General features: G+C 50.3%; 11 protein-coding genes, 3 rRNA genes and 4 pseudogenes. 6 read left to right on the top strand and 12 right to left on the bottom strand.

What is annotated here, in order from left to right:
- Positions 1 to 574 precede the first annotated feature (574 nt).
- The 3 genes from rrf to IT774_RS16835 form a co-directional block, all read right to left on the bottom strand.
- Positions 575 to 690, bottom strand: a 5S ribosomal RNA gene (gene rrf / locus IT774_RS16845).
- Between the two features lie 215 nt (positions 691 to 905).
- Positions 906 to 3,786, bottom strand: a 23S ribosomal RNA gene (locus IT774_RS16840).
- Between the two features lie 366 nt (positions 3,787 to 4,152).
- A 16S ribosomal RNA gene (locus IT774_RS16835) occupies positions 4,153 to 5,686 on the bottom strand.
- Together the 16S, 23S and 5S rRNA genes form the textbook arrangement of a ribosomal RNA operon.
- 1,137 nt (positions 5,687 to 6,823) lie before the next feature.
- Between IT774_RS16835 and IT774_RS16830 the strand changes: the two genes are divergently transcribed.
- The gene (locus IT774_RS16830; protein ID WP_195810784.1) at positions 6,824 to 7,366 is read left to right on the top strand and encodes a gamma carbonic anhydrase family protein; all 543 of its coding nucleotides are present in this window, start codon (positions 6,824 to 6,826) and stop codon (positions 7,364 to 7,366) included.
- On the opposite strand, the gene aroE is transcribed toward IT774_RS16830, so the two are convergent.
- A complete protein-coding gene (gene aroE / locus IT774_RS16825; protein WP_195810783.1) occupies positions 7,355 to 8,206 on the bottom strand; it encodes a shikimate dehydrogenase in 852 nt (283 codons plus the stop codon). The genes IT774_RS16830 and aroE overlap by 12 nt on opposite strands.
- Here aroE and IT774_RS16820 point away from each other — a divergent pair.
- Positions 8,205 to 8,636 carry a group II truncated hemoglobin gene (locus IT774_RS16820; RefSeq protein WP_195810782.1) on the top strand — a complete coding sequence of 144 codons (432 nt, stop codon included), beginning with the start codon at positions 8,205 to 8,207 and terminating at the stop codon, positions 8,634 to 8,636. The genes aroE and IT774_RS16820 overlap by 2 nt on opposite strands.
- A 441-nt stretch (positions 8,637 to 9,077) precedes the next feature.
- Here IT774_RS16820 and hemF read toward each other — a convergent pair.
- The 7 genes and pseudogenes from hemF to IT774_RS16785 form a co-directional block, all read right to left on the bottom strand.
- Positions 9,078 to 9,991 (bottom strand): annotated as a pseudogene (gene hemF, locus IT774_RS16815) (oxygen-dependent coproporphyrinogen oxidase).
- A gap of 1 nt (position 9,992) precedes the next feature.
- Positions 9,993 to 10,553 carry a Sua5/YciO/YrdC/YwlC family protein gene (locus IT774_RS16810; RefSeq protein WP_195810781.1) on the bottom strand — a complete coding sequence of 187 codons (561 nt, stop codon included), beginning with the start codon at positions 10,551 to 10,553 and terminating at the stop codon, positions 9,993 to 9,995.
- A gap of 9 nt (positions 10,554 to 10,562) precedes the next feature.
- Positions 10,563 to 11,105, bottom strand: coding sequence for a DNA topoisomerase family protein (locus tag IT774_RS16805; protein WP_195810780.1), 543 nt, complete (start codon positions 11,103 to 11,105; stop codon positions 10,563 to 10,565).
- Between the two features lie 30 nt (positions 11,106 to 11,135).
- The gene (locus tag IT774_RS16800) at positions 11,136 to 11,612 is read right to left on the bottom strand and encodes a DUF494 family protein (protein ID WP_195810779.1); all 477 of its coding nucleotides are present in this window, start codon (positions 11,610 to 11,612) and stop codon (positions 11,136 to 11,138) included.
- 1 nt (position 11,613) lies between these two features.
- Positions 11,614 to 11,739 (bottom strand): DprA-like winged helix domain-containing protein, encoded by a 126-nt coding sequence (locus IT774_RS18115; protein ID WP_408641223.1) that lies wholly within the window; start codon positions 11,737 to 11,739, stop codon positions 11,614 to 11,616.
- Between the two features lie 201 nt (positions 11,740 to 11,940).
- Positions 11,941 to 12,446: pseudogene (locus IT774_RS17650) on the bottom strand (DNA-processing protein DprA); the annotation flags it as partial.
- Between the two features lie 465 nt (positions 12,447 to 12,911).
- Complete coding sequence (locus IT774_RS16785) at positions 12,912 to 13,892, bottom strand: LysM peptidoglycan-binding domain-containing protein (RefSeq protein WP_232365044.1); 981 nt, start codon at positions 13,890 to 13,892, stop codon at positions 12,912 to 12,914.
- Between the two features lie 196 nt (positions 13,893 to 14,088).
- On the opposite strand from IT774_RS16785, the gene def reads away from it, so the two are divergent.
- The 4 genes and pseudogenes from def (at position 14,089) to trkA (ending at position 18,287) form a co-directional block, all read left to right on the top strand.
- Positions 14,089 to 14,598, top strand: a complete 510-nt coding sequence (gene def / locus IT774_RS16780; protein WP_195810776.1) for a peptide deformylase — start codon at positions 14,089 to 14,091, stop codon at positions 14,596 to 14,598.
- Between the two features lie 8 nt (positions 14,599 to 14,606).
- A pseudogene (fmt, locus tag IT774_RS16775) lies at positions 14,607 to 15,586 on the top strand (methionyl-tRNA formyltransferase).
- A complete protein-coding gene (gene rsmB, locus IT774_RS16770; protein WP_195810775.1) occupies positions 15,558 to 16,898 on the top strand; it encodes a 16S rRNA (cytosine(967)-C(5))-methyltransferase RsmB in 1,341 nt (446 codons plus the stop codon). Before fmt ends, rsmB begins: the two are co-directional and overlap by 29 nt.
- A gap of 9 nt (positions 16,899 to 16,907) precedes the next feature.
- Positions 16,908 to 18,287 carry a Trk system potassium transporter TrkA gene (gene trkA, locus IT774_RS16765; protein WP_195810774.1) on the top strand — a complete coding sequence of 460 codons (1,380 nt, stop codon included), beginning with the start codon at positions 16,908 to 16,910 and terminating at the stop codon, positions 18,285 to 18,287.
- Between the two features lie 8 nt (positions 18,288 to 18,295).
- On the opposite strand, the pseudogene IT774_RS16760 reads toward trkA, so the two are convergent.
- Positions 18,296 to 19,746, bottom strand: a pseudogene (locus IT774_RS16760) (TrkH family potassium uptake protein).
- Positions 19,747 to 19,852 lie beyond the last annotated feature (106 nt).

Below are 19,852 nucleotides of genomic sequence, written 5' to 3'. Positions count from 1 at the left end.
TCAGTGATTTACGGCTCGCCATGGATGGGTGAGGCTCCGGTTTGCAACGCAAATTTAAGGTGACTTAACGTCACCTTAAAAGCAACGAACGGGCGTACAGGAAGTACGCCCTGGCACTAACCAACATGGATGTTTCCGAATGCAATGACTCAACTACACGATGTGTTGGGTTTAGTCTGCCACTACATTTTATCATGTGCGTACGCGCAGCTATGCTGCGCATATACGAAAAAAGCCCACTCAAATGAGTGGGCTTCTTCGTGTAATGAGGAGCTCCGTAGCCGGCAAGGGACAGTTCACTTCGTGCCGAGAGCTATCTCTGGCAACCACGTTGTCACATGGGGGCGTAGGTTGACCGAATGTCAACAGACATTCGCAGCAACCGGAGCGGCGCGCCAGGGATGGCGCGACTGGTCATTACACCAAGGACGGGTTGTTACCTGATTGTTGTGCGGACAACCGATGTTTTTTGTTATCCGATGGGTTAGGTTCCCTATATAAGAATAGCGCAGCTATGCTGCGCATATACGAAAAAAGCCCACTCAAATGAGTGGGCTTTTTCGTGTAATGAGGAGCTTGGCGGTGTGCTACTCTCACATGGGGAATCCCCACACTACCATCGCCGCTAACGTGTTTCACTTCTGAGTTCGGAATGGGATCAGGTGGTGCCACGTCGCTATGGCCGCCAAGCAAAAAACTATCGTGCAGAATATCTTTTCATATTCTGCGCAAGGAGGACTATCAGTACGCTCAGTTGCGCGTCAAGTCAGCCTTACTTTAATAACATAACAATTTGGGAAATCTGATATTCAATCAATCACTGAGTAACATGCTACTCTGACTTATACTTTCAATATTTAGCTTGTCTTTCTACAACCGTTCGCGCTAAAGCCGCTTCGGGTTGTATGGTTAAGCCTTTCGGGCAATTAGTACAGGTTAGCTTAACGCCTTACAACGCTTCCACACCCTGCCTATCAACGTTGTCGTCTTCAACAACCCTTCCAGACCTTAAAGGTCAGGGATGACTCATCTTGGGTTCGGCTTCCCGCTTAGATGCTTTCAGCGGTTATCCGTTCCGAACGTAGCTACCGGGCAATGCTATTGGCATAACAACCCGAACACCAGCGGTTCGTCCACTCCGGTCCTCTCGTACTAGGAGCAGCTCCCCTCAATCATCCAACGCCCACACCAGATAGGGACCGAACTGTCTCACGACGTTCTAAACCCAGCTCGCGTACCACTTTAAATGGCGAACAGCCATACCCTTGGGACCGACTTCAGCCCCAGGATGTGATGAGCCGACATCGAGGTGCCAAACACCGCCGTCGATATGAACTCTTGGGCGGTATCAGCCTGTTATCCCCGGAGTACCTTTTATCCGTTGAGCGATGGCCCTTCCATACAGAACCACCGGATCACTATGACCTACTTTCGTACCTGCTCGACGTGTCTGTCTCGCAGTTAAGCTAGCTTATGCCATTGCACTAACCTCACGATGTCCGACCGTGATTAGCTAACCTTCGTGCTCCTCCGTTACTATTTGGGAGGAGACCGCCCCAGTCAAACTACCCACCAGACACTGTCCACAATCCCGATAAGGGACCTATGTTAGAACATCAAACATACCAGGGTGGTATTTCAAGGTCGGCTCCACGCAAACTGGCGTCTGCGATTCAAAGCCTCCCACCTATCCTACACAAGTAGGTTCAATGTTCAGTGCCAAGCTGTAGTAAAGGTTCACGGGGTCTTTCCGTCTAGGTGCGGGTACACAGCATCTTCACTGCGATTTCAATTTCACTGAGTCTCGGGTGGAGACAGCGTGGCCATGGTTACACCATTCGTGCAGGTCGGAACTTACCCGACAAGGAATTTCGCTACCTTAGGACCGTTATAGTTACGGCCGCCGTTTACCGGGGCTTCGATCAAGAACTTCGCTTACGCTAATCCCATCAATTAACCTTCCGGCACCGGGCAGGTGTCACACCCTATACGTCCTCTTTCGAGTTTGCAGAGTGCTGTGTTTTTAATAAACAGTCCCAGCCACCTGGTCACTGCGGCCCTCATCAGCTCAAGAAGCAAGTTCTATCACCAACAAGGGCGTACCTTCTCCCGAAGTTACGGTACTATTTTGCCGAGTTCCTTCACCCGAGTTCTCTCAAGCGCCTTAGTATTCTCTACCTGACCACCTGTGTCGGTTTGGGGTACGGTTCACATAATCATACGTTTAGAAGCTTTTCCTGGAAGCATGGCATCAACAACTTCACTCCCTTGGGAGCTCGTCTCGTGTCTCGGCCTTGAAGAACCGGATTTACCTAATTCTTCAGCCTACTCACTTTCACCTGGGCTACCAACGCCAGGCTTGCTTAGCCTTCTCCGTCCCTCCATCACTGATTATACAAGTACGGGAATATTAACCCGTTTCCCATCGACTACGCGTTTCCGCCTCGCCTTAGGGGCCGACTTACCCTGCCCTGATTAGCATGGGACAGGAAACCTTGGTCTTCCGGCGTGGGGGTTTTTCACCCCCATTATCGTTACTCATGTCAGCATTCGCACTTGTGATATGTCCAGCAAACCTCTCGGTTCACCTTCATCCACTTACACAACGCTCCCCTACCCAGTACAGTAAACTGTACTGCCGCAGCTTCGGTATATTGCTTAGCCCCGTTACATCTTCCGCGCAGGCCGACTCGACTAGTGAGCTATTACGCTTTCTTTAAAGGATGGCTGCTTCTAAGCCAACCTCCTAGCTGTCTGTGCCTTCCCACATCGTTTCCCACTTAGCAATATTTAGGGACCTTAGCTGGCGGTCTGGGTTGTTTCCCTCTCCACGACGGACGTTAGCACCCGCCGTGTGTCTCCCGGATAGTTCTCATCGGTATTCGGAGTTTGCAAAGGGTTGGTAAGTCGGGATGACCCCCTAGCCTTAACAGTGCTCTACCCCCAATGGAATTCGTCCGAGGCTCTACCTAAATAGATTTCGGGGAGAACCAGCTATCTCCCGGTTTGATTGGCCTTTCACCCCCAGCCACAAGTCATCCCCTGACTTTTCAACGTCAGTGGGTTCGGTCCTCCAGTTGATGTTACTCAACCTTCAACCTGCTCATGGCTAGATCACCGGGTTTCGGGTCTATACCTGGCAACTCAACGCGCAGTTAACACTCGCTTTCGCTACGGCTCCGCTATTTGCTTAACCTTGCTACCAAATATAAGTCGCTGACCCATTATACAAAAGGTACGCAGTCACCCCATAAAAGAGGCTCCCACTGCTTGTACGTATACGGTTTCAGGTTCTATTTCACTCCCCTCACAGGGGTTCTTTTCGCCTTTCCCTCACGGTACTGGTTCACTATCGGTCAGTTAGGAGTATTTAGCCTTGGAGGATGGTCCCCCCATATTCAGTCAAGATAACACGTGTCCCGACCTACTCGATTTCACATTTAATTCGTTGTCGTGTACGGGGCTATCACCCGGTATCGCGCCACTTCCCAGAGGCTTCCACTAACTTATAAAATGCTTAAGGGCTAATCCCCGTTCGCTCGCCGCTACTAGGGGAATCTCGGTTGATTTCTTTTCCTAAGGGTACTTAGATGTTTCAGTTCCCCTCGTTCGCCTCTTATAGCTATGTATTCACTATAAGATACCTGTAAACAGGTGGGTTTCCCCATTCGGACATCTGTGGCTCAAATGCGTTTTGTCAGCTCACCACAGCTTTTCGCAGACTTACACGTCCTTCATCGCCTCTAACTGCCAAGGCATCCACCGTATACGCTTTGTCACTTAACCATACAACCCCAAGCAGCCTTTTGACTTCTGCGTTAGGCGGTGAGTTAACACCTGCTGTACGATGACAAGCTAATCGATAAATTGCCTTGCTATCAAATTAAGATTGATAACAAGTAATTTAAGTCAAGTAGAGTAGCTTACTTGAAAGAACATCTTTCGATATTCAATCTCAGTTACTCAATTTTGATTGATTACTAATTAATATCAGCTTTCCAAATTGTTAAAGAACGTTATAAAACACTATTGTGTTTTATACAGAAAACAGCTTCCTGCTTATAAAAAGCAGAACAACCATTTCTGGTTTGCTCGTTAGAACAAGACTATCTGTGTGGACACTACGCTAAGAGTGCTCGTCGATTCTTTTGGTAAGGAGGTGATCCAACCGCAGGTTCCCCTACGGTTACCTTGTTACGACTTCACCCCAGTCATGAAACACAAAGTGGTGATCGCACTCCCGAAGGTTATGCTAACCACTTCTTTTGCATCCCACTCCCATGGTGTGACGGGCGGTGTGTACAAGGCCCGGGAACGTATTCACCGCAGTATTCTGACCTGCGATTACTAGCGATTCCGACTTCACGGAGTCGAGTTGCAGACTCCGATCCGGACTACGACATTCTTTAAGGGGTCCGCTCCACATCACTGTCTCGCTTCCCTCTGTAAATGCCATTGTAGCACGTGTGTAGCCCTACACGTAAGGGCCATGATGACTTGACGTCGTCCCCACCTTCCTCCGGTTTGTCACCGGCAGTCTCCTTAGAGTGCCCAACTAAATGATGGCAACTAAGGACAAGGGTTGCGCTCGTTGCGGGACTTAACCCAACATCTCACGACACGAGCTGACGACAGCCATGCAGCACCTGTGTCTGAGTTCCCGAAGGCACCAATCCATCTCTGGAAAGTTCTCAGCATGTCAAGTGTAGGTAAGGTTCTTCGCGTTGCATCGAATTAAACCACATGCTCCACCGCTTGTGCGGGCCCCCGTCAATTCATTTGAGTTTTAACCTTGCGGCCGTACTCCCCAGGCGGTCTACTTATCGCGTTAGCTTCGCTACTCACAACTTAAAGTCGCAAACAGCTAGTAGACAGCGTTTACGGTGTGGACTACCAGGGTATCTAATCCTGTTCGCTACCCACACTTTCGCACATGAGCGTCAGTCTTTGGCCAGGGAGTCGCCTTCGCCACTGATGTTCCTCCAGATATCTACGCATTTCACCGCTACACCTGGAATTCCACTCCCCTCTCCAAGACTCTAGTCTGCCAGTTCTAAATGACCGTCCCAGGTTGAGCCCAGGGCTTTCACATCTAGCTTAACAAACCGCCTGCGTGCGCTTTACGCCCAGTAATTCCGATTAACGCTTGCACCCTCCGTATTACCGCGGCTGCTGGCACGGAGTTAGCCGGTGCTTCTTCTGTGGGTAACGTCACAGCCAACGGGTATTAACCGTTAACCTTTCCTCCCCACTGAAAGTGCTTTACAACCCGAAGGCCTTCTTCACACACGCGGCATGGCTGGATCAGGGTTGCCCCCATTGTCCAATATTCCCCACTGCTGCCTCCCGTAGGAGTCTGGGCCGTGTCTCAGTCCCAGTGTGGCTGATCTTCCTCTCAGAACAGCTAGAGATCGTTGCCTTGGTGAGCCTTTACCCCACCAACTAGCTAATCTCACTTGGGCCTCTCTTTGCGCAAGAGCCTAAGCCCTCGTTTGGTCCGTAGACATTATGCGGTATTAGCCACCGTTTCCAGTGGTTATCCCCCTCGCAAAGGCAAGTTCCCAAGCATTACTCACCCGTCCGCCACTCGTCATCATCTAGCAAGCTAGACATGTTACCGTTCGACTTGCATGTGTTAGGCCTGCCGCCAGCGTTCAATCTGAGCCATGATCAAACTCTTCAATTAAATATATCGAAAACTTTTTATGAATCTTCGGTTGACACTCTTAACGAGTGCCCACACAGATTGTCTTGTTTAAATTGTTAAAGAACAGTGCGAAGTGTTACTCTTCGCTGCTTCGTTTCTCCCCGAAGCGGGATGCGCATTCTACGCGTTTCGTTTTTTGCGTCAACCCTTTTTTGAAAGTTTTTTTCTAAAAGCGGCTGAAGCTAAAAAGCGACTTCAGAACCTTGCTTTGCAAAGCAGCTGAAGTGAGGCGAGCATTCTACGCCCCTCGGATTTTTTGTCAATCTTTTTTTCATTTTAAAATGAGAAGAGATTTTCTTAAAACCCTCGCCATTACTCGTCCATACGGTAAGTAATGACTAGCTTAAACTGGAATGTTGCTTTGTTTTCCTGTCGAAGCGGAGGCGCATTTTAGAGATTTTTGGCGCACCGTCAATACTTATTTGTAAACATTTCACTTAATTCGACTTGTTTGGTTATAAAGCCTGCAAAGCGTTCATATTCTGTACTTTTCCCGCTATTTTTGGTCATTACCCATGAGACCCGGGGTTGTAATGAACCCTATTGTCCCCCCCTTTCTCGCTAATATCGTAAAACAATGCTTCGGATGACAAGTATCCTTTTTACTTTGTAGCATACATGGCCCAGGGAAAGGAGAACACGTCAGCTAGCCAGCACCTTACTGCCCGTCTTTTTAATTCCCATGCTCCTTAAATACATATCGAGGTCGCGCCGGCACCGTTTGCCAAACCACTGTCCCCTGTGTAACGGCGAGTTCAGCAAAGACAGCTGTATTTCGATGCCCACCGATCCCTATAGGCACAGCTTCAGGGGGTAATGTTTCAAGCCCGACCTGACTCAGCAACCAATAGTCGGATTTGGCGGTGGTGTGCGTAGCGAGCTATGGCAGACTCTGGCAACAACTTTAGAACCAGCTGCTATGGTTCTGATTGTGTCTTTCCAACCTACTATTGCGCTTTTTGTACTTTTAGCTACCGGCTCTTCTGCTTTGCTTGTTAGGGAGCCCATTATTTCATTACTATTTTAAGCGTCTGGCTGCATGCGTCAGTACCTAACTAATATCAAAGAGCTGGTAATTATTTTAACCTGTACATGAATTCAGTTGCTGGAGATGAAATGACCCTACGTACTTATAAAAACAAAACCCCTAAAAGCGAGTCGAGCTGTTATATCGATCCGTCGGCCGTGATAGTGGGTGATGTCAGAATTGCGGAAGATGCCAGCATTTGGCCTCTGGTCGCCGGCCGTGGTGATGTGAATTACATTCAGATTGGCAAGCGCACCAATATCCAGGATGGTTCAGTGCTGCACGTGTCGCGGGGCACCGACTCGAACCCTGAAGGGTACCCCCTTATTATTGGCGATGATGTCACGGTTGGCCATAAGTGTATGTTGCACGGATGTCAGCTTGGTAACCGTATCTTGGTGGGTATGGGCGCTATCGTGATGGATGGGGTAATTGTAGAAGATGATGTCTTTATTGGGGCAGGCACCCTGGTCCCCCCTAATAAACGCCTGGAGAGTGGCTACTTATATGTTGGTAATCCCATGATAAAAAAACGCCCCCTGAAAGAGAGCGAAGTTAATTTTTTAAGCCAATCTGCGCAAAACTATGTTGAACTCAAAAATGAATACCTGGAAGAAGGGCTATCTTCGTAATTGTTGACGTAATGCCTCGATAACAGGCCGGGTCTGAGGCTGCATAGAGGTCCAAATAGTAAAGGCGGCTGCGGCCTGCTCCACCAGCATGCCCAGCCCGTCAGCAGCATTTTGTGCCCCCAACTCAAGGGCCTGCTTCATGAAAACCGTCGGCTCAGCCTGGTACACCATGTCATAGGCAAGCTGGCATTGGGTAAACGAGATATTGTTCAGATCGGGTAATTCGCCGCCCAGGCTGGCAGAAGTGGTATTAACAATAATGTCTGGCCTACACTCGGCCAGACCTGGTTTATCTAACGCTACCACCCTGCTATCACCCGCCTGGCTCGCAATGTTTTCGGCTTTTGCCATAGTACGATTAGTAATGATCAGAGTCTTAAGCCCGGCGTTCAGCAAGGGGTGGATAACCCCACGAGCAGCGCCGCCCGCCCCAATCAATAACACCCTTTGGTCAGCCAGTGCCACAGCCTGATTTTTCAAATCTGCCACCAGCCCTACGCCATCGGTATTGTAACCATTCAATGACACTTCGCTTCGGGAGTCTTCACTTCGCATGCTGCTATTCTGGCGGTGCAGTGTATTGACCGCCCCGGCAAGTTGGGCGGCATGATCAAGTCTGGTGGCCAGTTTGGCCGCCTCACCTTTAAATGGCATAGTGACATTACAGCCAACAGCGTGGGGATCTTCAAAAAAATGTTCCAGGCTACCTGCAAAATCCTCCAGCGGGGGGCACAATTTGTCGTAACTAATTGCTACGTCACATTGCTCAGCAAACATCTGATGGATAGTTGGTGATAAACTATGGGCCACAGGGTTTCCAAAAACAGCAAATTTTTTCATGAGCTTTTTACACTTATTCCGTCGAAATAAAAACAAACCCGCCCGGCTGGCCGAATCGCCTTATGAGGCTATCGGAGGAGAGCCGGCTGTCAAGGCTATCGCCAATAGTTTTTACGACATTATGGCCAGTGATCCTATGGCCACCGAATTATTGGCCTTACATCCACAGCCGCTTACCCGTATTCGTCATGTTTTTTCGCTGTATCTGATGATGTGGCTAGGCGGACCGAATGAGTTCGAAAAACAGTACGGGCACCCACGCTTGCGTGCCCGGCACCTGCCGTTCACGGTGACCCCTGCGCTTAAGGCGCAATGGATGTATTGCATGAAAAAAGCTATGTATCAGCATGTTTCTGATTTAGCTCTTGCCAATCGGTTGCTGGCCGCGCTGGATGAACTGGCCGAGCACATGATTAATCAGGATAACTAACCATGGATAACAAAGCCGGTTAATTCAAATTAGGACTGAGGTACCCGGCAAAGCCCGTTGAAAGCAGCTATCCAGGTAATGTTGTCCAACTCCATACTCAGATTGTAACGGCTAGGGATTTGTCTGCTTTGTGGCGTCGTTATCACACCAAGCCTCGGTCATCGTCTGCATATCTGCCTGGGACTTTTTTAGCTTGCTTGCAAAGCTCGCATTGTACCTCCTCTACTTCAGGTGAAGAGGCGGATAGGCAGGCCGCAAAAAAAGTTGTTAAAGAAAAGGGGTCAGGGAGAGCATTCGGGAAAGCACTTAGACAAGCTTACTGGTATGAAAAGGGGCGCTACCGCATCAGGTAGTCTCTGAAAGTTTGTGGGAAACAGGCGCAGATAAAGCAACCGGAACCATACGGGCAACCTTGTGCTGTCACAAACCTGCCCGTGAAGACTACCACTGTCGCGGTTTGAGCCACTCAGATAGCCTGGCTTCCGGGCTTCCGGGGGCCGGTTCAAATCCATACTCCCATCTGGCCAGTGGCGGCATCGACATTAATATAGACTCGGTGCGCCCTCCGGTTTGTAAGCCAAATAGCGTACCCCGGTCCCACACCAGATTAAACTCAACATAGCGACCCCGACGATAAAGCTGGAAGTCTCTTTCCCGATCGCCATAAGGGGTTTGTTTGCGGCGTTCTACAATTGGCACATAGGCATCCAGAAAACCGTCCCCCACTGCTTGCATAAAAGCAAAACTGGGCTTGAAGCCCCACTCATTCAGATCATCGAAAAACAGCCCGCCCACACCTCGGGTTTCATCGCGGTGTTTGAGATAAAAATAGTTATCACACCATTTTTTATAATCAGCATAAACCGCGTCGCCGTAAGGCGCACACAGTTTTTTGGCTACCTTGTGCCAATGCTGAACATCTTCTTTAAACGGATAGAAAGGGGTCAAATCAAAACCGCCCCCAAACCACCAGATAGGCTCTTCACCAGGCTTTTCAGCAATAAAAAAACGCACATTGGCATGGGAGGTAGGAACATAAGGATTATGCGGATGAATGACTAATGACACCCCATAGCCTGAAAACTACGCCCGGCCAACTCTGGTCGCGCCGCGGTAGCAGAAGCCGGCATAGCATCGCCGTGAACATGGGAAAAATTTACTCCGCCCTGTTCAATCACAGCACCATTTTTTAATACTCTGGAACGACCACCGCCGCCCTGTTCCCGCTGCCATTCATCCTGCTCAAAATGGCCCTGGCCATCCACCAGCTCCAGGGTTTGACAGATATTTTCCTGCAGCGACAACAAATATTTTTTTACCTGAGCAATGGCTTCAGCATTGGAAATTTTAGTCATGTTACTCCCGAATTACCTGGCCGGTTTCGCCGTCGCGGATGGAACTGGGGCGTGCCTGTCCAGCCACTTCTCCGGATACATAAGTGACGGTGTCACCAAAGTAAGCATAGGCCTCGTCGGTGGTCATTGCCGGAGGTGCACCAGCAACATTGGCACTGGTCGAGACCAATGGCTTACCCAACTTTTCACACAGGTCTTTCACCACCGGATGCGAGGTGACCCGCACGGCTACTTTTGCATGACTACCACTGATCCACGCCGGTGTGCCCGCAGACTTGGGCAATAACCAGGTTATACCATCGGGCCAGCTGGAGAAAATGGCATAGCGCCGATCCTGACCGATGCCATTATCATCGACATAGGGCAGCAAACGTGAATAATTGTCCGCCAGTAAAATCAAACCCTTTTCCACCGGCCGTTCTTTTAGCTGGAGTAGTTTTGTAACCGCGGCTTCATTATCGGGATCACAGCCGATGCCCATTACCGCTTCGGTGGGATACACCAATAACTCGCCTGCCGTAAAAGCGTTTACGATAGGATCTTCAGAGGCCTTATCTTGCATGGTATTTTCTCAGTCAGGGTTGTCTTGCTGATAATCACAGAGGGGCTGGGGGCAACAAAGTTTGTCTTTTTTTTGTATGAGCAACTGCCAGCCACATTCAGGGCATGGCCCTGCAACAGGCGGCGAATTTAACACATAACGACATTTCGGATAATTGTCACAGGCAAAAAAACGTTTACCGTATTTATTTGTACGCTCAATAATATGACCCGTTTTACACTGGGGACAGGACAATTGTGTATCTTCCTGCTCTTTAATGGGCTCTATATGATGGCATTCAGGAAAATTCGTACAGCCTATAAACATACCGAACCGGCCTTTTTTGATGGCCAGGGTACTATCACACTGCGGACAATGGGTGCCGTTTATTTCTTTTAATACTGTGGTTTGATTATCATGCAGCGGTTTGCTGAAAGCACAAGCCGGATAGGCCGAACATCCGATAAAAGGACCTGTCTTGCTGTTGCGGATATGCAGCGCATCCCCACATTCGGGACACGCCCCCAAATCCTGACCGGAGGCGTTAAATAAAGACGAGTCAATTTTAGACATGTATGGTTGGATTACCCTCTGTTTGGCGAATCAATGTAAAACACCGTCTGACTCATCAAACAATAGATCTTCCATTTGCGCGTAAGCGTTTTCTTTGCCTGGCACATTAAACAGCACCATTAGCACCACCCACTTCAAATCTTCCAAACAAAATTCGGTGGAATCAATTTCCATTACCCGGTCGATAACCATTTCCCGGGTGGTGGCATCAAGTACGGAGACTTGTTCTAAAAACAGCAAAAACCCGCGGCATTCCACATCCAGACGCATTTGCTCTTCATGAGTATAGATACGACTTAGACTGGAGCTGATGCCCCGGCTGAAATACGGTTTTATATCGGTTTCTTGCAAAGCGGCGAGCTTTTCCAGCCATGCCAGCGCCTTGTAGATTTCGTCGTGGTGGAAACCGGCACGTACTAATTCTTCGGTGAGTTCATCCTGATCAACCCGAATTTCCGTTTCACTGTGTATAAAGTTTTCAAACAAATACATGAGGATGTCGAACATGTTATTTCCCCCTCAACTTGATATAGCCACCAGGAACCGCGGCTACCAAACCACGCAACTCATAGTGTAATAAAGATGCCAGAACTTCTGAAACTGGTAGATTGCTGCGCTCGGTTATGATGTCCACACTGGTAACATCATAATTCACACTAGCTAATAATTTATCGGTTGCCAAGCTTTCTCCATCACTTTTTTCGCTATGTTGAGCCACATTGGCACAGTTATTACGTACCTTTACGGGAAGCTGTTCGAGTACATCCTGGGTGCAGGTAACCAGGGCAGCACCCTGCTGTATCAGATGATGACACCCCTGAGTCTGAGGATTATTGACACTACCGGGTACCACCAGCACCTCGCGCCCCATATCTGCGGCCAAATTTGCGGTAATCAAGGTGCCACTGCGTATTTTTGCTTCAATAACCATGGTTCCCAGGGTCATTGCTGCAAGTAATCGGTTGCGTTTGGGAAAGTGCCCCGGATGCGCTCCGGTCCCCGGCCAAAACTCGGTGATAATAGCGCCAGAGCTTTCCATAATAGACTGCTCTAATCGTTGGTGACGACGCGGATAGGTGATATCCGGGCCTGTTCCGGTCACGGCAATGGTCTTACCGTCTATCGCTAACGCCCCTGATGGGCGGCCCCATCTACGCCTGTGGCCATGCCACTGGTAATAGTAAGTCCGGCCTGTGCCAGTTCTGTGGCAAAGCGCCGGGTGGTGTCGATGCCGGCCCGGGTGGCATTGCGACTGCCCACGATAGCTAGCTGGACATCTGCAATACGTTTGACATTGCCTTTCACAAACAAAATCAGGGGGGCATCAGGCAACTGCCGCATTAACGGGGGATAGTATTCACTGGTATAGGGAAGCAGGTAATGGTGCGGACTGAGCGCCGCCCAGTTTAAGCTGGCCTCAACCCGGTGGTGCTGTTGTCGGGACAGCGCCTTTGTGAGCTTTACCGCCAACCCTTCATCCAGGTCAGCGGCGGTACCCGCAGCCAGTGCTTCAAAAGTGGTATTAAAGCGACTACACAGCTTGTGCCACTGGGCAGCCCCTACCCCGGCCACACTGGCCAGGGTCAGACAGGCCATGGTGGCCGACCCGTCATTATTCTCTGAAACTGAATAAGATCCTTGTTGCATGACACCGCATACCTAAAAGTCCACGGCAATGTTGCTCACTTAACCTTTAGCCCTACGGGTTGGCAACAATGTCACCATTTTTGACCAGAGCCCGGGCCCGCGTGATGATACCGTAGCTTGCTTTATCGAAGGTTTTAAAGATAACCAGCTCGCCAATTTTCAGGGCGGGCTGCGTGACTGTGGAGCCATCTTTAAACACACTGCGAATGACGTTGGCTTCGCTGGCGTATTTGGGCTCATTTCCATCGATGATGTCCGGGCCTTGCGAATATAACCCATCACCGTGCCGGGCGAAACCTCGGTATTACCCAGATCCAGAATAACGACATCGTTTTTGCCCAGTAACTGATGCTGATGCAGGTTTCCAACTACATTGCCGCGCTGCGTCGAGGCTGCCTGCAACACCATATCCTGGGTGGCGCTGAAATCACCGGGATACAAGCGATCGCCACGTCGTGCTTCCAGGTTTGACTCATCGACCTGAACCAGCCACTGACTGGCAATGTTACTTTCGACCATTTTTGCATTGGCAATATGGTGAATCTGAATGCCCAGCACCTCACCATCGAGACCGGTAATGGTAGATTGTTTTCGCACCACCCGATACTGATCCGAGGGCCGGCCATAACTGCGACTTAACACCAGATCGTCACTGATAAAACGGATATCACCATTCTGATTGCCCAACAAATGCGGCAGGGTTTGGTATTGGTCCTGATTCACGATCTCGTTTTGGTTCACGTAGGGCGCAATAGCAGACCAGGGCAGCGTATTGATTGGCGCTGCTTTGGTCTGGCGAACCGTAGTCGGGCCCAATGTTAAACGTTTTTTCTCGCGCGCCAGTTCCAGTACAGGCTGGCCGTCAACGATGCGGATGCGTAATACATCGCCAGGGTAAATCAGATGCGGATTCACAATCTGCGTATTGGTACGCCATAACTGCGGCCATAACCAGGGCTTGTCCAAAAAGATATTGGCAATGTCCCATAACGTGTCATCTTTTTTAACCGTATAAATTTGGGGAGCGCTTTCTTTTAACGTAACCGCAGCCTGAACCAAAGCCGCAGGTAAGAAAAATATAACCAGTAGCCAAGCTCGCAATATCTGCTTCATCGCTGTTTTTTGGGGGCGATGTATCATCCTTTTCACCTTCATAATTGTTGAAATTTCCCGCATAGCCATTATATCGGCTAGTACCGATAGATTTTCAGCTACTGGATTAAAAAACTGCACGTATAGTGGTTATACGGTAGAATAGTATGCATTCTTCCAGTGTAAAGAATGCTGGTAGTTGAATCGTATATTAATTCATACAGCAAGAGTGTAATAACGACAGATGGCGATATTAGACGTATTACGTTTCCCCGATGAACGGCTGCGCACCGTTGCGAAGCCGGTTGCCGAGGTAAACGATGAAATTAAACAGCTGATCTCCGATATGTTTGAAACCATGCGTGATGAAAAAGGCATTGGCCTGGCCGCCACGCAGGTTGACCGTCACGTGCAGGTGGTAGTGATGGATGTTTCTGAAGATCAAAACCAGCCCCGGGTATTTATTAACCCCGAGATCACCGAACGTGATGGTTCTACCATCAGCGAAGAAGGCTGCTTATCAGTACCTAACAACTATGCCAAGGTTGAGCGCGCCGAACACATCCGGGTTACCGCGTTGGATGACCAGGGTGAACGCTTTGAACTTGAAGCAGAAGGCCTACTGGCTATCTGTATTCAGCACGAGCTTGATCATCTTAAAGGCAAATTGTTTGTTGATTACCTGTCACCACTTAAGCGTCAGCGTATTCGTAAAAAACTTGAAAAAGAAGCCCGGCTAGCAGCCCGAGCGTAAGGGATATTGTGGCGAACACACTACGTATTATTTTTGCCGGGACTCCGGATTTTGCCGCTGAACATTTACAGGCGCTGCTGAACACGCAGCATCAGGTGGTGGCAGCCTATACGCAACCCGATCGCAAAGCCGGCCGGGGCAAAAAGCTCACTGCCAGCCCGGTGAAGCAACTGGCCCAGCAACATGATATTCCTGTTTATCAGCCTGTCTCTTTAAAAGATGAAACGGCCCAGACCGAATTGGCACAAATTGAGGCTGATATTATGGTGGTGGTGGCCTACGGCCTCATTTTGCCCTCACCAGTATTAGCCACCCCCGCCTGGGTTGTATCAATGTGCATGGTTCATTGTTGCCAAAATGGCGCGGCGCGGCGCCCATCCAGCGAGCGATATGGGCCGGCGATGTTCATACCGGGGTAACAATAATGCAAATGGATGAAGGGCTGGATACCGGGGCGATGCTTCACACCGAGCAGCTTAACATCAGCCCTGATGAAACCAGCGCCTCGTTGTATCAGCGGCTGGCAGATTTAGGGCCCAAAGCGTTGGTGAAAGTACTGGATACCATTGAGTCACTAGAGGCGGTGGAACAGGATGATAAGCTGGCCACCTACGCCAAAAAATTATCCAAAGCTGAAGCACAAATTGACTGGCAGGCGCCAGCCGCTCAGTTAGAAAGAAATATACGGGCCTTCAACCCCTGGCCTGCGGCCTGGGTTACCCTGGGCAATGAAAACATCAAGCTCTGGGCGGCCACCGTACTCGACGAAGCGGATAATGCCGCGCCGGGGACGCTTATTCGCGCCGACAAGCACGGGATTGTGGTGGCGACCGGCCAGGGACAGCTAAATATCACTTCTTTACAAATACCGGGTAAAAAACCTTTGGCTGCGGCGGATATTATCAATGCCCGCCCCAGTGGTTTGTGCCGGGCCAGCCTATTGGCGGACATACTGAACAATGAATACCCCTCCAGCCAAAACCCCTGACCTGCGGGCAGATGCCGCGTGGGTCGTCTTTCAAATTCTGGAGCATGGTAAGTCGTCCCGGGATTGTCTGAATACGGTTCAACTGCGGCATGCTCCCAAAGACCGGGCCTGGCTGCAGGAGATGTCGATGGGGGTTCTGCGGCAATTGCCCCAGCTGCAACTGTGGATGCGCCAACTCCTTGATAAACCGCTCAAAGGCAATAAAAAGATTGTCGAACACCTGATTATGCTGGGTCTCTACCAGCTGGCGTTCAGTCGTGTGTCGGCTCATGCGGCGGTGGCTGAAACCGTTAACGCCACGCAGGCGCTTAAAGCGCCCGGGCTCAAAGGTCTGGTGAATGCGGTGTTGCGTAATTTTCAGCGCCAGGAGCTTAGTCAGCAACGCTCTGAGGATCCCCGTATTCAGGCAGGGTTACCTAAATGGCTGTATAAGATGCTGGTGGCTGACTACCCTGAGCATCATCAGACGATTACCCAGGCGATGAATACCGTCGCGCCCATCTGGCTACGGATAAACCGCTTAAAAGTCAGTCGCGAAGAGTATTTACAGGCGTTAGCGCAAGTGAATGTTAAGGCCGAAGCGGCGCCCCATCACCCCGATGCCGTGATTTTGCACACCCGTACCGATATTCCGGGCTTACCGGGGTTTGATGAAGGCTGGTTTGCGGTACAGGATGGCGCCGCCCAGTTAGCGGCGCCATATCTGCAGCCTGCCCCGCATGAGCGAGTTCTGGATTGCTGCGCGGCCCCGGGAGGAAAAACCGGACATTTGCTGGAGCGTCAGCCCGACCTGGCCCACTTACTGGCATTGGACTTTGATGCTCAGCGTCTGGCCAGGGTAAGTGAGAACATGCAACGCCTTCAGCATCAGGTTACCATCCAGCAGGGGGATGCCAGTATGCCTGAGTCCTGGTGGGATGGTCAGTTATTTGATCGCATTTTACTCGATGCCCCCTGCTCGGCCACCGGCGTGATTCGTCGTCATCCGGATATTCGCTGGCTACGTAATAAAGCGGATATTGAACAATTGGTATTATTACAGGCTACGATTGTAGAAGCGCTGTGGCCAACGCTTAAACCCGGCGGCACCTTGTTGTATGCCACCTGTTCAGTGTTACGGGCAGAAAACACCGACCAGATGCGGAAGTTTTTAGCGCGCCACGCCGATGCCAGTCTGCAGCCCTTAACGGACGCCGAAACACCTGAGTGTCCGGGACGGCAAATTCTTCCTGGTGAGCAACAAATGGATGGTTTCTATTATTGCAGGCTGATAAAGTCGCACAACACAGAACCTCGGCTACAGAGCGAATAACGCAACTACATGAAAATCATCATTCTTGGTGCAGGCCAGGTTGGCGGCACACTGGCGGAAAACCTGGTGGGTGAAAAAAATGAAATCACCGTGATTGATTCTGATCAGTCGCGGTTACGTGCCCTGCAGGATCGCCTGGATTTACAGGTTGTGGTCGGCGTTGGATCCCACCCCGATGTGCTCAAAAAAGCCGGCGCTGAAGATGCCGATATGCTCATTGCCGTGACCAACAGCGATGAGAGCAATATGCTGGCCTGCCAGGTGGCGTATAGCCTGTTCAAAACCCCCACCAAGATAGCCCGGGTTCGCTCAGAACAATACATTATTTACCAGGAACAGCTGTACAAACAGCAAGATATTCCGGTTGATCATATTATTGCTCCGGAACAACTGGTTACCAAATCTATCAAGCGTTTGATTGACTATCCTGGAGCCCTGCAGGTGGTGGAGTTTGCCGAAGGTAAGGCCAGTCTGGTGGCGGTGAAGGCCTATTATGGTGGCTTGCTGGTAGGCCATGCGCTGTCCGCCTTAAAAGATCATATGCCGAATGTGGAAACCCGGGTGGCGGCCATCTACCGGCGCGGGCGGCCCATTCGACCGCTGGGCACAACGGTTATCGAAGCCGATGATGAAGTCTTTTTTATTGCCGCGACTAAACATATCCGGGCGGTAATGAGCGAGCTGCAAAAACTCGAGTCCAGTTACAAACGCATCATGATTGCCGGCGGCGGTTTGATTGGTGCCGGTCTGGCGAAACGGCTTGAACATAATCACAATGTGAAACTGATTGAATATCATCGTGATCGCGCCAATTATCTGTCGGCGCATCTGGATAAAACTATTGTCTTTTGCGGGGATGCCTCGGATCCAGAGTTGCTGTCTGAAGAAGGCATTGAACGGGTCGATGCCTTTATTGCCGTCACCAATGATGATGAAGCCAACATCATGTCAGCGATGCTGGCGAAGCGGATGGGCGCTCAAAAAGCGATGGTTCTGATTCAGCGTAGTGCCTATGTGGATCTGGTTCAGGGCGGCGAGATTGATATCGCCTTTTCGCCGCAGCAAGCCACTATATCGGCCCTACTCACCCATATCCGCCGCGGCGATATTGTCAATGTTTACTCGCTACGCCGGGGCGCGGCCGAGGCCATTGAAGCCATTGCGCATGGGGATGAAAATACCTCCAAAGTCGTCGGCCGTGAAATTGGTAGCATCAAGCTGCCCCCCGGTACCACGATTGGGGCAGTGGTACGTGACGACCAGGTCATCATTGCCCACAGCGATACCGTTATTGAAGCCAACGATCATGTCATCTTGTTTCTGGTCGACAAAAAATATATCAATGATGTGGAAAAGCTATTCCAGCCCAGCGCTTTCTTCTTTGGCTAGTAATAGGGTTAGCTACGCCAGAAGGTGGGCGAGAACAATACCAGTAACGAGAACACCTCTAACCGGCCAAACAGCATCGCCAGCACCAACAGCCATTTGCCCGGGTCGCTAACTTCAGCATAGGTCGATGCCACACTGCCCAGCCCCGGGCCCAGGTTATTCAGGGTCGCCGCTGTGGCAGTAAATGCTGAAATGTTGTCCAGTCCCGTGGCAATCATGCCAATCATAATCACCACAAACACCACTGCATAGGCTGAAAAGAAGCCCCACACGGCTTCCACCACCCTATCTGGCATAGCCCGTTCACCCAGCTTTACGGCGTACACCGCCTTAGGATGAATTAGACGGTCAATTTCGCGCCGCCCCTGCAAAAACAACAAGAATACCCGAATGACTTTCAGCCCGCCGCCGGTAGAACCGGCGCACCCGCCGATAAAGCTGGCAAAAATAAGAATGATCGGCAAAAAAGTGGGCCAGGCGGCAAAATCGGTGGTGGCAAAGCCGGCCGTGGTACTAATCGATACCGCCTGAATCATGGCCTGATCCAGCGCTTCTTCGGCGGTGGTGTAATAACCGGTCAACACCAGCACCAAAAAGCACAGCATTATCAGCGACGCCTGGATGGTAAAAAAGGCTTTAAACTCGGGGTCATGCCAGTAGTTTTTCATCGACCGCGTACTCGCAGCAGCATAGTGAAGCGAAAAATTAAGCGCTGCAATCAACAAAAACACCGAACAAATGACATTGATCATCGGGCTATTGAAATACCCCAGACTGGCATCGTGGGTTGAAAACCCGCCGATGGCAATGGTGGAAAAAGAATGACAGATTGCATCAAACCAGCTCATGCCTGCCAGCCAGTAAGCCACCATACAACTGAGAGTGAGCGACAGATAAATATACCAAAGATGTTTGGCGGTATCGGCAATCCGCGGGGTCATTTTTGAGTCTTTGACCGGCCCCGGAGTTTCGGCCCGATACAGCTGCATGCCCCCCACGCCCAGCAGCGGTAATATCGCCACCGCCAGGACAATGATCCCCATCCCCCCAGCCACTGCAGTTGCTGGCGGTAAAACTGAATGGAATGGGGTAAAAACTCAATACCTTCGATCACCGTGGCGCCAGTGGTGGTGAGTCCTGAAAACGATTCAAAAAAAGCGTCGGTGACGCTCATGCTAGGCTGTTCAAGCAAAATAAACGGAATCGCACCAAAGCTGGCCAGTACCGTCCAGAACAGCGCGACAATCAAAAAGCCTTCTTTGGCTCTGAGCTCCTGGCGATGCTCGCGGTTGGAATACCACATTGCCGAGCCGGTGAGTACACAAAGGATAAAAGCAAGGATAAATGGTAAACCACTACCATCCTGGTAAATCAGCGAGATAAGTGCCGGTGGAATCATGGTGACACTAAATAGTGTTACCAGTAGTCCCAGAATTCGTACTATCGCACGGTAGTGCATGTTCCATTAAGCCTTGTTTTTATTAGTAGAGGTTCAACACATACAGGCATGCATTGCGAGTGTTGGCCTTATTATGCGAGGAACCGGGCGAAAGGAAAAGGTTCTT

The organism is Salinimonas marina (assembly GCF_015644725.1).
GTDB lineage: Bacteria > Pseudomonadota > Gammaproteobacteria > Enterobacterales > Alteromonadaceae > Alteromonas.
This window is presented reverse-complemented; position numbering and strand designations above follow the sequence as displayed.